We start from the raw sequence: 14,951 nt of genomic DNA on the forward strand, positions 1-14,951 counted from the left end.
TGACGTGACTGGCTGGCTTTGGACCGGGCTGATTGAGAGGATCAGCCAGGACCGAAGGAGCTGGACATGCGGCGAGGTCAGAAGACGGGTGCGGAGCAGGTGGTGCTGAAGCTTCGCCAGATCGAGGTTCAGACGGCGCAGGGCAAGAGTTTGGCCCTGGCCTGCAAGGAGGCCGAGATCTCCGAGCAGAGCTACTATCGCTGGCGCAAGGAGTACGGCGGCTTGCAGATCGACCAGGCGCGCCGGATGAAGGATCTGGAACGTGAGAACGCGCGATTGCGCCGGCTCGTGGCTGATTTGTCTTTGGAGAAGCAGGTGCTGGCGGACGTCGCCGCGGGAAACTTATAGCCCCGGAGCGACGCCGGCAGGCCGTCGACGGCATCAGGGAGAAGTATGGTCTCTCAGAACGCCATGCCTGCCGGATCGTTGGCCAGCACCGGGGCACGCAACGCTACATACCGACTGTGCCGGCTGACGAGGATGCGCTGACCCGCGCCATCATCGCCTTGGCGTCTGAATACGGACGCTATGGCTACCGCCGTGTCACCGCGCTGCTGCAGGCAGCGGGCTGGCAGGTGGGCAAGGACCGGGTTCAGCGGATCTGGCGTCGTGAGGGGCTCAAGGTCCCGCAAAAGCATCGGCCGCGAAGCCGGTTGTGGTTGAACGATGGCTCCTGCGTGCGGCTGCGGCCTCTCCATCGCAATCACGTCTGGAGCTTCGATTTCGTGCAGACACAGACCCACGACGGGCGGAGCCTGCGCATCCTGACGCTGATCGACGAGCACAGCCGGGCGTGCTTGGCGCTGAAGGTGGCCCGGCGCATCAACAGCCTGGGCGTGATCGAGGCGCTGGCCGATGCGATGTGTCTGCACGGCATCCCAGAGAACATCCGCTGCGACAATGGTCCAGAGATGATCTCGAAGGCTTTGCGGAAATGGGTCGCCAAAACCGGCCCGCAGATCCAGTACATTGCACCAGGATCGCCGTGGGAGAATGGCTACTGCGAGAGCTTCAATGGCAAGCTAAAGGACGAGTGTCTACGCCAAGAGATCTTCTACTCGCTCAAGGAGGCACAGACCGTGATTGGGATCTGGCAGAATACCTACAACCGCGTTCGGCCGCATTCGTCGTTGGGCTACCGGCCACCTGCGCCTGTCACCCTCCCGGATCTGGCCTTCCGGCTACCCATGGCCGCCACCATGCAGTAGCCTTCCAATTGGCTCGGTCCAAAATACCGGTCAGGTCACTGCGCCTGTCACCCTCCCGGATCTGGCCTTCCGGCTACCCATGGCCGCCACCATGCAGTAGCCTTCCAATTGGCTCGGTCCAAAATACCGGTCAGGTCACCCCCACCAACCCAATCCACCAAACTTGGCGAAGAGCCAGTTTTCAGGGGGAAGGCCAGTGCCGGCGAAAGGCGAAGACACCGCCGCAGGACCTGCAACGCACGCTCTCGGCGATCCTCTGACGGCATCAGAACGGGGCCGAATGGTGGGCTATTCGAAGCGACCGCAGATCGTCGATGAGTTGCTCGAAGCACCCAGCCGCGCGCCAGCGCCGGGCCTGCTGATAGACGGCTTCCCAGGGCGGGAAGTCGTTGGGCATCCACCGCAACAGCCGCTCGTCCTCACGACGTAGCGCGGTCCGTCGAACACCTCGCGAGACTGCACTCACGCTGACCCGCATCCTCGCGCAGCAGCGTTGGGTCGGGAGCGACCAGCGGCCCATTCCCCCTCGGAAACGTCGGACGGGTGAGCGGCGTGCGAAGCGGTCACGCCTCCTTCGTCTGGATTCCCATCTTCACCGCTCCATGACAGCCTCGAGGATGCGTCTCGCGACGTCGCACGGGCACCGTGAAACCGCTCAGCGGACGGGGTCGCGCTGCGCCATCGCAGTCGCGGAGCGCGATTTCTGCATCACGCCCTCGATCTGCTCCCGTTGACGGGTGAACTCCGCCAGCATTCGGCCGTCGAGCTCGCGTCCACGGGGAACGCGGATCTTCATGGGGTCGACGAAGTGACCGTTGATGATCACCTCGTAATGGAGGTGGGCGCCCGTCGACAGGCCGGTGGACCCGACATAGCCGATCACCTGCCCCTGCCGCACCTTCGCGCCGGCCGTGACCCCGCGGGCGAAGCGAGACATGTGGTTGTAGGTGGTGACGTAGCCGTTGATGTGCTGGACCTCGACCCGCCGTCCATAGCCCGAATCCCAATCGGCCTTGATCACGGTCCCGTTGCCCGCCGCGACGATGGGTGTGCCGATGGGGTTGGACCAATCCACGCCGGTGTGGAGCTTGGCGTAGCCGAGCACTGGGTGGCGCCGGTAGCCGAAGCCCGACCGCATGATGCCGTCGGCGATGGGTTTGCGGATGAGGAACTTCTTGAGCGACCGTCCCTGTTCGTCGAGGTAGTCGATGGTGCCGTCATCGGGTGACTGGAACCGGTAGACCTTGCGCGGTTCGCCACCGAGGTTGAGCGACGCGTAGAGAAGGTCCGGTCGCTCCGACGGGGTCTGTCCCGTCTCCTCGTCGAAGGTGTAGAACACGTCGAGGGCGTCGCCCGGCGAGATTCGGCGCTGGAAATCGACATCGTAGCCGAAGATCCGCACGAGATCCTCGACGGTGGTGCGCGGCAGGTCGTGCCGGGCCGCCGTCTCGTAGAGGCTCTGGTAGAGCCTCGGCCCCGAGCCGCCGTCCTCCTCCTCGTCCTCCGCCGCCGTCTCGGTCTTGCCGGAGGCCTTCGCGGCCGGCGCCCCGTCCGTGGGCGGGGCGACCGAGACGAAGGCGCCCCGATCGTTGATGGCCGCGATGCCCTCGATGCCACCCTCTCCGTAAAGGATGAGCCGCGTCACCTGCCTTGGATCGCCGGGCTTCGGGCCGGGCGCGATCTGCAGGCGGAACTGCTGCCCCTCGGTGAGTTCGGCGATGCGTCCGCGCCCGCCCAGGGCCGAGACGATGCCGCGGATCTGCTCCTCGCTGGCCTGCCCCGTCGCACGCAGGACCATGTCCAGGGTCTCGCCACGCTTGAGCGCGAGATCGCGCTCGTCGACGAGGGACACGTCGCCGGCCCGTAGTCCGACCTTGGCGAGCTTCGTCACGTTCTCGGGCACCACGAGCACGTCGATGGACTGGAACGGACTTTTCCCGACGGGTGCGGCCGGCCCATCGAAATCAGGCGTGACCCCACCCTGCTGCAGGGTGCGCGACAGCATGATTTGCGGCGCCACCGGCACGGCACTGCGCCGGCCGGCCTCGGTGGTGAGGCGGCGCTCCTCTTCGACCTGCGCGACGACATCGTCGTCCGTGAGGGCGGGTGCGCCGGGATCGACAACGAGGCCGACCAAGTCCTGCTTGACCACCGACACCTCGCCGCCCGGCCCCTCGGCGAGGCCGGGATCGGCGGCACGCTCCGCCGGTTCGTCGGAGGTGAACTTCATCGGATCGAAGCGGGGCATCTCGGCCGCGAACACGCCCGTCGTCATGGATAGGGCCGTGGTGACCCGGACGAAGGGGCGGACCTTGATGATCTCCCGGTCGGCGAGCCGCACGGTGACGGGCGCCCGAAAACTCTGCTTGGCCGAGGCGATCATCAGGTTGCGCACGAGGCGGTCGCCCTTGCGGGCCAAGGCGATGTCGTCATCGCTCGGAGCCGGACGGACGACCACGGCCGCCCGCTCGGGGATCGCCGCGAAGGAGATGTCGCTCTGAAAGGAGACGTGGATCGCCGCACCGATGAGACCCGCTCCGGTCAGGCCCGTGAGGGTGCTGGCGCAGAGCCAGCGCAGATTGACCTCGCGTCGGTCGATCCGCGGTGCATCGGGCCCGAGCAGGTCGAGGGGCGGTTCGATCCCGTTCTGGGAGCGCGGAGTCGCACGCGCGTCCTGAGTCGGGGCCGGATGGCCGATCTTGAGGCGACCGCGCTTCACGAAGAACCCTTGCGACACTGCCGGGCGAACTGGGGGCGCCCTTGCCCGGCGGGTCTAGGATGTCGAAGGTCAGCATGTCGAGAGTGAGGCGAGGTGCGGCGACCGCACGGCGCGATCGCCCCTCGCCCACACCCGTGCCTGCGATCCTTCACGGTTCAGGGGCCAGCCGGGCCCGCCGCGCCGTCGCGACGACCTGTTCGGGCGTCGGAGGATTCGCGGGATGACGATTCCAGCACAGTGGCGTGCTCCGCCTTGTCGCGCTTCCCGCCCCCCGCTGGCGTAGTGGAACTCGCCGGCCCTGAGCTTGCCGAATTGGCCGCCGTTCCCCCCGCTCGCACCCGGAATTTCCTGGGCGGCCGCGATGGTGCCAGGCGCAGCCGTGTGCTGGAAGTGTTGCCTCGTGCGGTTCGAGACGACCTGGGCGTGGTTTCCTTCGGAAACTCAGGTCTCGACGGTCGCCCGGAGGCCGTCCCGGCAGCCCTGCGCCACGAACTCGCTCCCGCTGTCGAGGCTCGGCGGAGCTTTCTGGGCTTGGCAGTCGTGCTGACCCGGGAGGTGGCTCCGTGCCTCGGCCATGACGTAGAGGCGGCCGTGCAGCGGGGCATTCGACTCGATCCAGTCGAACAGCGCGATCTGGAGGCGGTCGACGAAATCCTCGCCCGACGCCGCCCAAGCGAGGCGCCGACAGGTTGCTCGACGAAACGCGCGTGCGTGCAGGGTCGGGGCCGGAAAACAATTGGCTTTGGCCGAAGGCGGTACCGTCGACCGGCAGGAGCGGGTTCGTCGCAATGGCGGCTGGCGCTGGACCGCCAGGGCTTGCGCATTCGGCGAGGCGCTGTCGATCTCCCACCGGGGCCGCGAACCGGGCCGGCCTTTCCCTGCTCACACACCCGTTGCACCCAACGGCGCCATGGGCTAGATCTTCGCCGCGGTCAGCACCCGTAGCTCAGCTGGATAGAGCGTTGCCCTCCGAAGGCAAAGGTCACACGTTCGAATCGTGTCGGGTGCGCCAATCATCAAGCCATTGGTCTCGCTTATGATTCGGCCCCGCGTTTCAACCTCCCCATGGCGTCGTTGATCGACCTGTCGCCCGTTTTGTCACAGGTAACGGGTTTCGAATCACGGCTGCCATTCGTCGGCGCAGTCGATCCTGGCAGGTTCAAGTGCGAGGCGCCGCCCCGCCTCGTCACGATCATTCTCTTCGAAAAGTGAAACCGTATCGTGGGCAGAAGCGCAGGCGCGTGAAGCCCAACGGCTAAGGCGTCTCTGCAAAGTCATGTGAGCCAGAGCATGCTGATGCCAGGGCGAATCGCTCGTGGCGCTCGCCCGCCATCAGCACCGTAGTGCTGGGTGCACAACCGCCTTCGGCGCGCAGAGGCAGCTTGGTCGACAACCCGCCCTGGCTGCGCCCAGGGGCTCACCCCGCCTTCGACCGTGCCCTCATCCCCCAATGGCGCCGGACCGGCGTGCAGGTGGACGCGCACCACCGTGGTGTCCACGAAGTGCAGGTCCCAGTCGAGGTCGCCTCGGGCATCGGCTTGCGCCTGCAGGCGCCGCCGCATCCGGTCGAACACGGCTGGCCTGCCGCCAGCGACGGAACCGGCTCGACCCGGTCCCGACAGCACCATAGCGCGCCGGCAGATCCGCCCAGGGTGCGCCGCTCCGCAAGATCCACCGCGTAGTGTTCAGAATTTGCCGGTGGTCCTCGAAAGAAGGGCCCGTGCGAAGCTGCTGCGGAGGCAGCAGCGGAGCGATCGGCTCCCACTGCGCACCGGTCAATTCGTAGCGTCGCATCCCGTCCACCTGGGGGCGATCACCCCGCCGATGAACCCTTCGCAGAGACGCCCTATGACGCGGTGTGTCGGCTGATCTGCCAGGTGGCGGCGCGCGCAGGGGGCCGGAGGCGAGGTCCGAGCCAGCACCGGGGCGTGTCGACGGCTGGAACCGGACCTTCGAGCCGGTATCGATCGCGGAGGCGCGCTGGGGCCCGACCACCTACGGCCACGATACCAACGGTCAGGTGACGGAGGCGCGGCGACGGACTGGCGGAGCGCTTCGATGACGATCTGGCCCTGAACGGGGCGGCGTTCCACGTGGTGGATGCGGGTCGGGGCGGTCTGGCGCAGGCGGCACGCCTGCCGGAAGCGGCAACCGACAAACGCCCGGGGGCGCCTTCGACGCGACGGGATCAACCCGGAGACGGTCGCCGAGTAGAAGAAGCGGGCCTGGGTCGCCGACCAGCGCACGGGATCGAAGAATCGCCGTTCGCCGGTACTGACGGTGCTGAGCGCTGTGTCGAATTTAGCTGGAAGCCCGAGCCGACGCGACACGAAGTTTCGTCGGCAAGGCTCGTCTCGGCGTCGTGCAGGGAGAAGATCGATGCGCTTCGAGCACGGCATGTGAAAACAACAGTCTGCAAAGTGGCAAAATTTTGATATTCAGTACTCTTGATGCGAGCCGTTCCTTTGGAGATACAGAGATCGTCTTTCCTTTTTCTAACAACAGCGAGAAGCGTGCGCCGTGCTTGCACCGACCCGTCGCGTCTTCCTGTCCGGCGCCCTGGCCCTGAGCATCGCACCGGCCCGCGCCGCATCGACGCCCCTGCGGGTCGTGGCCTCCTCGCTGCCGCATACGGAGATCCTCGAATTCGTCGGCGAAAAGCTCGCCCCCGAACTGCCTCTGAAGATCATCGAGATCTCGGGCGATCTGCGCCCGAATGCCCTGCTGCGTGACGGCGACGCCGATGCCAACTTCTTCCAGCACGTCCCCTTCCTCCGCTCGGAGGAAGCCGCCATGGGGATGCGCTTCGCCGTCGTCGCGGCGGTGCATGTCGAGCCCCTGGGATTGTATAGCCGCCGCGCCACGTCGCTCGCGGCCCTCCCGAGTGGCGGTGCCGTCGCCCTGTCGAACAGCGTCTCCAACACCGGCCGCGGGCTGTCGCTGCTTCAAGCGAACGGCTTGATCCGACTGCGGGCGAGGGACGCGGGCGTGGCCGCGACCGTGGACGACATCGTCGAGAACCCGAAGAACTTCCGCTTCGTCGAGATCGCACCTCCGCAACTGCCGCGCTCCCTCGACGACGTGGCGCTCGCGGTGATCAACGGCAACTACGCGTTGGAAGCGGGGCTGGAGCCCGCGCGGGATGCGTTGGCCCTCGAAGCCGCCGAGGGCAACCCGTATGCGAACGTCCTCGTCACGACCGAGGGCTTGGCGAGGGATTCCCGTGTGCTGCGCCTCGGAACCCTGCTGACCTCGGCCGAAGTCGCGGAGTTCATCGGCCACCGCTACCGCGGCTCGGTCGTCCCTGTCCGCCCGTCCTGACCGCCGGGGGTGGGGTGAGACCGGCCGCCACCCTTCGAGATCCACAGCCTGCCCTGCCTTCGCCGAGTCGGGCGACCGGAGTCCACGACCGATGCGCTTCCTGAAGACCCTCGCCATCGCCTTCCTGTCCATGGGTACGATGGCGGCCCAGGCAGAGACCTTGACGATCGGTACCGTGCCGGGCGCCTACAGCGACGCCATCACCGCGGCCGCCAAGGAGGCCAAGGAGCAGGGCATTGTGGTGAAGGTGATCGAGTTCAGCGACTGGACGACGCCCAACGTCGCCCTCGATGCCGGCGACATCGACCTGAACTTCTTCCAGCATCGCCCCTTCATGGAGAACGCCGCGAAGCAGAAAGGCTACCGATTCGACATCGTCGGGCTCGGCATCCTGCAGAACATCGGGCTATTCTCGCTCAAGCATAAGAGCCTCGACGGGATCCCGGTGGGGGGCAAGGTCGCCATCGCCAACGACCCGGTGAACCAGGGCCGAGGCCTGCTGCTGCTGCAGAAGGCCGGCCTCATCAAGCTCAAGGACGGTGTCGGCTTCCTCGGTACCGTCGACGACATCGTCGAGAACCCGAAGAAGCTGAAATTCACCGAGGTCGAGGGTCCGCAATTGGTGCGGATCACCGGCGACGTCGATCTCGCCCAGGGCTACCCGCATTTCATCGTCGCCGCCGGGGCCTTCGACCCGAAGAGCGGGCTGATCTATTCCGGGATCGAGGACAAGCTGTTCGCCGTAAGCTTCGTCACGAAAGCCACCCGCAAGGACGATCCGACCATCCGAAAATTCGTCCAGATCTTCCAGAACTCCGAGGCCGTGAAGCAGCAGATCCACACATCGTTCGCCGGCAGCGAAAAGCTGTACCTGCTCGCGTGGCAGAACTGACCATGGTGAGCCTGGCTTTGGATCGCCTCGGGGCGACGGGTTCGGCCCGGTCGAAGGCGATCGGCCTGGACGCGATCCCCGCCGCCCGGACCGAAGCGGGCCGGCGCTGCACCGGCACCGTGCGGTTCGAGAACGTCTCGAAGACATATCGCTCTGCGGGTGGCGAGGTCCGTGCCCTCGACGACGTCAGCCTCGACGTTCCGTCCGGCGCGATCCTCGGCATCATCGGCCGCTCGGGTGCCGGCAAGTCGACCTTGCTCCGAACCGTCAACCGTCTGGAGGCGCCGACGTCGGGACGGGTGCTGGTCGACGACGAGCCCATTGAGGCCCTCCGGACGGACGGCCTCGTGGCCCTGCGCCGCCGCACCGGCATGATCTTCCAGCACTTCAACCTGCTGTCGGCCAAGACCGTCCGGCAGAACGTGGCCCTGCCGCTCAAGGTGGCCGGAATCCGCCCGTCGGAGATCGAAGGCCGGGTGGAAGCGGTGCTGCGCCTCGTCGGTCTCCAAGGCAAGGCGGAGGCCTATCCGTCGCGCCTCTCGGGCGGGCAGAAACAGCGCGTCGGCATCGCCCGCGCCCTGGTCAGCGACCCCGAGATCCTCCTCTGCGACGAGGCGACCTCGGCCCTCGACCCGGAGACCACCCTGTCGATCTTGGGCCTGCTGCGGGATATCAACCGGCGGCTCGGCCTGACCATCATCCTCATCACCCACGAGATGAACGTGATCCGCGAGATCTGCACGGACGTCGTGGTGCTGGAAGCCGGGCGGATCGCCGAGTCCGGTCCGGTCTGGCGCGTGTTCGGCGCCCCGGAACACCCGGCGACGCGGGCCCTGCTCGCGCCCCTCACCCGCGACCTGCCCGACGATCTGGCGGAGCGGCTCGTGCCGCATCCCGTCCCGGGCGCCCAGGCCGTCCTGCGGATCACCTATCCCGGGGGGTCTGCCCCCGACCTGTCGGCCCTCGTCGCGGCGACGGGCGGCCCGCTGCGGCTCCTGCAGGCGAGCGTCGAGCGCATCCAGGGACACGCCGTCGGCCGCCTGCTGATCGCCGCCGAGAACCGGCAGGCAGAGGCCCGCCTGAGAGCCATCGGGGTCACCGTCGAGGGAATCGGCTATGTCGCCGCAGATGATTGACCGCCTCTGGCAGGCGGCGTTCGACACGATGTTCATGGTGGGCGTCTCGGCGGGAATCGCGGTGGCCGCCGGCATCCCGCTCGCGCTGTTCCTCGTCACCTCCGGGGCGGGCGGCATCTTCCCGGCACCGCGGACGAACCGCTTCGTCGGCCTTCTCGTGAACGGCTTTCGCGCCGTGCCCTTCATCGTGCTCCTGGTCGCGCTGATCCCGTTCACCCGGCTCGTCGTGGGAACCACGATCGGTGTCTGGGCGGCCATCGTTCCCCTCGCGGTCAGCGCGACGCCCTTCTTCGCACGGATCGCCGAGGTCTCGCTGCGGCAGGTCGATCCCGGACTGGTCGAGGCGGCCCAGTCCATCGGCTGCCGCCGACGCCACATCCTGCTCCACGTGCTGCTGCCCGAGGCGCTTCCGGGAATCGTCGGCGGCTTCACCATCACGATCGTGTCGATGATCGGCGCCTCGGCCGTGGCCGGCGCGGTCGGCGCGGGTGGGCTCGGCGACGTGGCGATCCGCTACGGCTACCAGCGCTTCGACACCACGGTGATGTCGGTGGTGATCGCGATCCTCATCGTCCTCGTCTGCCTCGTGCAGTTCGCGGGCGACAGCGTGGTGCGGAGGCTCCGGGCACGATGATGGGCGCCGCCAAGCAGATCCGGCTCAACGCGTTCAACATGAACTGCGTCGGTCACATCAACCACGGCCTCTGGACCCATCCGCGCGACCGCTCGGCCGAGTACAACACGCTCCGCTACTGGACGGACCAGGCCAAGCTCCTGGAACGCGGCCTGTTCGACGGGATGTTCATCGCCGACATCCTCGGCGTCTACGACGTCTACGGCGGCGGCATCGACGTGACGGCACGGGAAGCCGTGCAACTGCCGGTTAACGACCCGACGCTGATCGTTCCGGCCATGGCGGCGGTGACGGAGCATCTCGGCTTCGGCGTTACCGTCAACGTCTTCGCGGAAGCGCCCTACACCTTCGCCCGGCGCCTCTCGACGCTCGACCATCTCACCGGCGGGCGGGTCGGCTGGAACATCGTCACCGGCTATCTCGAGAGCGCCCATCGCGGCCGGGGCGAGACCCTTCCGGTGCACGACCGCCGCTACGATTACGCCGATGAGTATCTGGAGGTGCTCTACAAGCTCTGGGAGGGAAGCTGGGACGACGCGGCGGTACGCCGGGACCGCGGGGCACGGGTGTTCGGCGATCCCGCGTTGATCCGGCCGGTCTCCCATCGCGGCGAGTTTCTTTCCGTCGACGGCTACCACCTGTGCGAACCCTCGCCGCAGCGGACGCCCGTGCTCTATCAAGCGGGCGCCTCCGGCCGGGGCCGCGCCTTCGCCGGGCGACACGCCGAGTGCGTGTTCATCTCGGCGCGGGACAAGGCGGCGGCCCGAGACGCCGTCCGGGCGATCCGGGCAGAGGCCGCCGCCGCCGGGCGCGACCCACAGGACGTGAAGGTGTTCATCGGCATCGCCGCCATCCCCGGCCGCACCCGTGCCGAAGCGGAGGATAAGCGCGCCGAGTACATGCGCTACGCCAGCGCCGAGGCCGGGCTCGCGCATTTCTCCGCCTCCACCGGCATCGATTTCGCCCGCTACGGCCTCGACGAGCCGATCCCCTACGCCCCCGGCAACGCGATCCAGTCGGCCACCGCGGCTGCGGCCAAGCGCGGGCTGACCAAACGCGACCTCCTTGCGGAACTCGGCCTCGGCGGCCGCTACGCGGTGCTGACCGGGGACGCCACGTCCATCGCGGACGAACTGCAATCCTGGGTCGAGGAGGGCGAAGTGGACGGGTTCAACCTCAGCCGCATCGTCGTGCCGGAAAGCTTCTCGGACTTCATCGATCTCGTGATCCCCGAGCTTCAGGACCGCGGCCTGTACAAGACCGCCTACGCGCCGGGCTCGTTCAGAAACAAGCTGTTCGGCGCGGGCGACCGCCTACCCGCCCGCCACGCCGCCCAAGCCTACCGAGCCAAGCCTACCGAGGCGCCGCCGCCGTGAGCGGCTGACGGCAGACGCCGCGATACCGGCGGGCATGGCCGCGGCGATAGACGGGTGAAGCAGAACACCCCCAAACGCGTCTTGGAGATCGTCGCAGGGAGAGATCCGCAAGTGTCCGGCCGGCGCCGTGGGCCAAGGCAGCGGTGGGATCGTGCTAACAGGCTTCATCCCCCTGATGTCCTCATCCCCCGTGGTATCCTCATCCTCCGTGGTATCTTCATCCCCCGTGGTATCCTCGGGCCGCGTCGTACGGGTAGGCCCGGACGCGTTCACCGACGCGCGCGGGATTCGCGGCGGCGCCGTTGTCCGGCCGCCCGCCGCGCCCGGGGAGGCAGCTCGCGAAGGTGGACTTGGCCGGGTGGGTCCGGGTCGCCGCACAGGAAGGCGAGTGCACCAGGCATCGCGATCGGTGCGCCGCGATCGCCCCGGGGTCGCATCCAGAGCCGATGTCTTCGCATGAGAAAGCGCGATCCCCGCAGGGAAACGACAGCGCGAGCGCCCGGCGGTCGAACATCCGCGGGCACGCTTCACCGGCTCGGAGCCACCTCCTCAAGACAACCCAGGGTCGCATAGAATACGGATAGCTGATTCCGGGACGGGACGGCTCGGCACAACAGGACGTCCAGGATCGATTGCTGCGCGACCCAGCACGTGTACCTCTGGCCGGATCGGAAGTACAAATCTGTATTTGCGACGATCTCATGAAGACCATCATCGTCCATGTCCCTGCACAACCAAGCAGACCGGCGCGATTTTCCGTGATTCGACCGATCGTCCGGTGTAGGTTTTCTACCGTCCGAGCCTGGAGAGCGCCCCCGTGAACGACCGCCTCTACGGCTTCTACAATTCCGAACTCGAGGCCCTGCGCGGCCTCGGCGGCCGGTTCGCCGAGCGGCATCCGAAGATCGCCGGGCGGCTGCGGCTGTCGCCGGATGCCATCGACGATCCCCATGTGGCCCGGCTGATCGAGAGCTTCGCCTTCATCGCCGCGCGCCTGCGGCTCAAGCTCGACGACGACTTTCCCGAGCTCACCGAGACACTGCTCGAATTCCTCTATCCGCACTACCTCGCGCCGATCCCGGCGCTCGCCGTGACGCAGGTGGCGTTCCCGCCAGACCTCAAGGAGGTCATCACCCTGCCGCGCGGCGCCGTGGTCGAGAGCGAGGTGCTGGAGGGCGACGTCTGCCGGTTCCGGACCACGCAGGACGTGGAGCTCTGGCCCGTCCGGGTCGCTTCGGTCGCCCTGACCGGGCGCCCCCTCGTCGCGCCGCCCTGCCCGCATGTCGAGGCGCCCGCCAGCCTGCGGATCGTCCTCGAGACCGTCGATCCGGGCGTGACCTTCACGGACCTCGGCGTCGACCGCCTGCGCTTCTACCTGCGGGCGCCCTGGCAGCCGGCGGTGGCGCTCTACGAACTCCTGCTCAACGACTGCCTCGAGATCGCCCTCGCGGATCACGCCGAGGACGGGGGAGCCGTCTTCATCGGGCCCGACGCGATCCGCGCGGTGGGGTTCGAACCCGCCGAAGCGGTGCTGCCGCCCGCGCCGCGGTCGCATCCGGCCTACCGCCTGCTGACGGAGTTCTTCGCTTATCCGCAGAAGTTCCTCTTCCTCGACCTGTCGCGCCTCTCGGCGAAGACCCTGCGGCGGGCCGGCAACCGCCTGGAGATCTTCTTCTATCTCGGCCGGCATGCGCAGGAGCTCGAACGGGCCTGCACCGCCGGAACCTTCGCCCTTGCCTGCACGCCGGTCGTCAACCTGTTCGAGCAGCGCGCCGAACCGATCATGCTCACCCAGGTGGCGAGCGAGTACGCTCTCGTGCCCGACGCGCGTAGGCACGCCTCGCGCGAGGTCTACGCGGTGGAACGCGTCACCCTGACCGACCGCGCCGGGATGACCCGCGACGCGAGTCCCCTGTTCGGACGGACGCTGGCCCAGCACGACGCGGTCGGCGCGCTCTACTGGCAGCTGCGCCGCCGGCATCTGGCGGAAGGGGGCGAAGGCACGGATGCCCGGCTCGCCCTCGTCGATGCGGCCGCCTCCCCGGCCTCGCCCACCGATGCGGTCCTCTCCGTCGACACCACCTGCATCAACCGGGACCTGCCCGCCCGCCTGCCCTATGGCGGCGAGCACCCGGTCCTCACGGTGCTGCGCGGACCGGGCGAGGTCGGGCGCCTGAAAGCCCTGACGCCCTTCACCGCCACCCTGCGGCTCACGCCAGGCGACGGCCTCCTGTGGCGGCTGATCTCGCACCTGACGCTCAACCACCTGTCGCTCTCCAACGGCGAGGGCGGACCGGAGGCGCTACGCGAGATCCTGCGGCTCTACGACTTTCGCGATGCGCCGGAGACCCGCACCCTCATCGACGGGATCGTGTCCGTCACGCACCGGCGCTCGACGGCGCGGGTGGCCGAGGGCGGTCTCGCACGCGGCCTCGACATCGAGGTGGAGATGGACCGCCGCTACATCGATCCGGGCGCGGCCTTCCTGCTCGGGCAGGTGCTCGACCGTTTCTTCGGCCTCTACGTCAACCTCAACAGCTTCACGCGCCTGACCGTGCGGATGCGCGGGGCCTCCCGGGCGCTGAAGACATGGCCCGCCCGCTCCGGCGCCCGGCCGCTCGTATGAGCCCGCGCGTTGGAAAGGCCGTCCCGGAGCGGCTCGGCGACAAGCTCGCCGCCGAGATCGACCGCTTCGAGCCGTTCGAGGGCTTGCGCCTCGTCGAGGCGTTCGGCCCCAGGCCCGCGCCGGACGAGGCGGAGGCCCCGGCCGATCGGCCCCTCGCGACGGGCGCCCTGACGAGCCGGCACGTCGCCACGCCCCTCGTGCCGGGCGGTCGCTTCGGCCTGGACCGGAGCTGGATTCCCGAGATCGCCTTCGTCGGGCTCGCCGGCCCCCTCGGCCCGCTGCCGCCGATCTACACCGAGGTGGCGCTCAAGGAACGCAAGGCGCGCAATCTGGGATTCGCGGCCTTCCTCGACGTATTCGTCGCCCGGATCACGACGGCCTTCCTCGACACCTCCGAGAAGTATCGGCTTCCGGCCCTGGTGGCGCGCCGCGGTAGCGGCGGGGCCAACCGCATGACGGAGGCGTTGCGCGCCCTCATGGGCCTCGGCCTGCCGTCGCATCGGGGCCGGCTCGCCACCCCGGACGCCGAACTCCTGCCCTATGCGGGCCTGCTCGGGCGGGACGTGCGCTCGGCCGCGGGCCTCGAAGTGCTCCTGGCCGACCGGCTCGGCACGCCGATCCGGGTCGCGCCGTTCATCGCACGGTGGCTGCCCATCGCCCCCGCCGAGCAGAGCCGCCTCGCCGGGCCGAACCCGGCCTTCGGACGCCTCGGCGTCGATGCCGTCGCGGGCTCGGGGATCATGGATGCCTCCAGCACCTTCCGGGTGGTGGTGGGGCCCCTCGACGCGGCGACCTTCGCGGCCTTCGCGCCCGACGGGACGCGGATGGCGGAACTGGTGGAGCTGGTGCAGCTCTACATGGATCCCGGCCTCGACTTCGACGTCCAGATCATCCTGCGCAAGGACGACGTGCCCGAGTGCCAACTCGGCCCGGCCGCCCCGTCCCTCGGCTGGAACGCCTGGCTGCGCCAGCTGCCCGCCGAGCGCGACGCCGATCAGTCGGTGCACGATCCCATGCGGGGCGCGCACTGAGCCCGACG

Annotated in this window: 11 protein-coding genes, 1 tRNA gene and 1 pseudogene; 10 read left to right on the forward strand and 3 right to left on the reverse strand. The window is 68.3% G+C overall.

The window, feature by feature from the left end; genetic code table 11:
- The first annotated feature begins 66 nt into the window (after positions 1 to 66).
- Positions 67 to 1,208 (forward strand): IS3 family transposase gene (locus tag ASF27_RS00010; RefSeq protein ID WP_156467404.1). Its coding sequence is split into 2 segments (ribosomal slippage): positions 67 to 334 and positions 334 to 1,208, totalling 1,143 coding nucleotides; the frame shifts between segments, so codons are not numbered across the junction.
- Between the two features lie 655 nt (positions 1,209 to 1,863).
- Here ASF27_RS00010 and ASF27_RS00015 read toward each other — a convergent pair.
- Positions 1,864 to 3,906: a M23 family metallopeptidase gene (locus ASF27_RS00015; RefSeq protein ID WP_244480909.1), complete on the reverse strand. Its 2,043-nt coding sequence runs from the start codon at positions 3,904 to 3,906 to the stop codon at positions 1,864 to 1,866.
- Between the two features lie 462 nt (positions 3,907 to 4,368).
- Complete coding sequence (locus ASF27_RS00020) at positions 4,369 to 4,716, reverse strand: hypothetical protein (RefSeq protein WP_056356783.1); 348 nt, start codon at positions 4,714 to 4,716, stop codon at positions 4,369 to 4,371.
- Positions 4,717 to 4,862: 146 nt separating this feature from the next.
- Between ASF27_RS00020 and ASF27_RS00025 the strand changes: the two genes are divergently transcribed.
- Together ASF27_RS00025 and ASF27_RS22790 are read left to right on the forward strand one after the other, a co-directional pair.
- Positions 4,863 to 4,939 (forward strand) — tRNA-Arg (locus tag ASF27_RS00025).
- 53 nt (positions 4,940 to 4,992) lie between these two features.
- Positions 4,993 to 5,139, forward strand: a complete 147-nt coding sequence (locus ASF27_RS22790; RefSeq protein WP_210166255.1) for a hypothetical protein — start codon at positions 4,993 to 4,995, stop codon at positions 5,137 to 5,139.
- 88 nt (positions 5,140 to 5,227) lie between these two features.
- Here ASF27_RS22790 and ASF27_RS21295 read toward each other — a convergent pair.
- A pseudogene (locus ASF27_RS21295) lies at positions 5,228 to 5,721 on the reverse strand (IS5 family transposase); the annotation flags it as partial.
- Between the two features lie 726 nt (positions 5,722 to 6,447).
- Between ASF27_RS21295 and ASF27_RS00030 the strand changes: the two are divergent.
- The 7 genes from ASF27_RS00030 to tssG all read left to right on the forward strand — a co-directional run bounded on the left by ASF27_RS00030 (position 6,448) and on the right by tssG (position 14,943).
- On the forward strand, positions 6,448 to 7,248 hold the full coding sequence (locus ASF27_RS00030) for a MetQ/NlpA family ABC transporter substrate-binding protein (RefSeq protein ID WP_056356786.1): 801 nt from the start codon (positions 6,448 to 6,450) through the stop codon (positions 7,246 to 7,248).
- A 91-nt stretch (positions 7,249 to 7,339) separates the two neighbouring features.
- Positions 7,340 to 8,140: a MetQ/NlpA family ABC transporter substrate-binding protein gene (locus tag ASF27_RS00035; RefSeq protein ID WP_056356789.1), complete on the forward strand. Its 801-nt coding sequence runs from the start codon at positions 7,340 to 7,342 to the stop codon at positions 8,138 to 8,140.
- Positions 8,128 to 9,276 carry an ATP-binding cassette domain-containing protein gene (locus ASF27_RS00040; RefSeq protein ID WP_244480888.1) on the forward strand — a complete coding sequence of 383 codons (1,149 nt, stop codon included), beginning with the start codon at positions 8,128 to 8,130 and terminating at the stop codon, positions 9,274 to 9,276. Before ASF27_RS00035 ends, ASF27_RS00040 begins: the two co-directional genes overlap by 13 nt.
- Positions 9,257 to 9,910: a methionine ABC transporter permease gene (locus ASF27_RS00045; protein WP_056265753.1), complete on the forward strand. Its 654-nt coding sequence runs from the start codon at positions 9,257 to 9,259 to the stop codon at positions 9,908 to 9,910. The genes ASF27_RS00040 and ASF27_RS00045 overlap by 20 nt, the downstream gene beginning before the upstream one ends.
- Positions 9,907 to 11,286 (forward strand): LLM class flavin-dependent oxidoreductase, encoded by a 1,380-nt coding sequence (locus ASF27_RS00050; RefSeq protein WP_056356792.1) that lies wholly within the window; start codon positions 9,907 to 9,909, stop codon positions 11,284 to 11,286. The genes ASF27_RS00045 and ASF27_RS00050 overlap by 4 nt, the downstream gene beginning before the upstream one ends.
- An 817-nt stretch (positions 11,287 to 12,103) precedes the next feature.
- Positions 12,104 to 13,912 carry a type VI secretion system baseplate subunit TssF gene (gene tssF / locus ASF27_RS00060; protein WP_056356795.1) on the forward strand — a complete coding sequence of 603 codons (1,809 nt, stop codon included), beginning with the start codon at positions 12,104 to 12,106 and terminating at the stop codon, positions 13,910 to 13,912.
- Positions 13,909 to 14,943 carry a type VI secretion system baseplate subunit TssG gene (tssG, locus tag ASF27_RS00065; RefSeq protein ID WP_162238626.1) on the forward strand — a complete coding sequence of 345 codons (1,035 nt, stop codon included), beginning with the start codon at positions 13,909 to 13,911 and terminating at the stop codon, positions 14,941 to 14,943. The genes tssF and tssG overlap by 4 nt, the downstream gene beginning before the upstream one ends.
- Positions 14,944 to 14,951: the final 8 nt, after the last annotated feature.

The organism is Methylobacterium sp. Leaf102 (genome assembly GCF_001422425.1).
Taxonomy (GTDB): domain Bacteria; phylum Pseudomonadota; class Alphaproteobacteria; order Rhizobiales; family Beijerinckiaceae; genus Methylobacterium.

What these genes read in the sequence shown, in the direction of transcription:
- ASF27_RS00045 (WP_056265753.1), top strand. Translation starts at nt 9,257, where the DNA reads ATGTCGCCGCAGATGATTGACCGCCTCTGGCAGGCGGCGTTCGACACG.
- ASF27_RS00050 (WP_056356792.1), top strand. Translation starts at nt 9,907, where the DNA reads ATGATGGGCGCCGCCAAGCAGATCCGGCTCAACGCGTTCAACATGAAC.
- ASF27_RS00035 (WP_056356789.1), top strand. Translation starts at nt 7,340, where the DNA reads ATGCGCTTCCTGAAGACCCTCGCCATCGCCTTCCTGTCCATGGGTACG.
- tssG (WP_162238626.1), top strand. Translation starts at nt 13,909, where the DNA reads ATGAGCCCGCGCGTTGGAAAGGCCGTCCCGGAGCGGCTCGGCGACAAG.
- ASF27_RS22790 (WP_210166255.1), top strand. Translation starts at nt 4,993, where the DNA reads ATGGCGTCGTTGATCGACCTGTCGCCCGTTTTGTCACAGGTAACGGGT.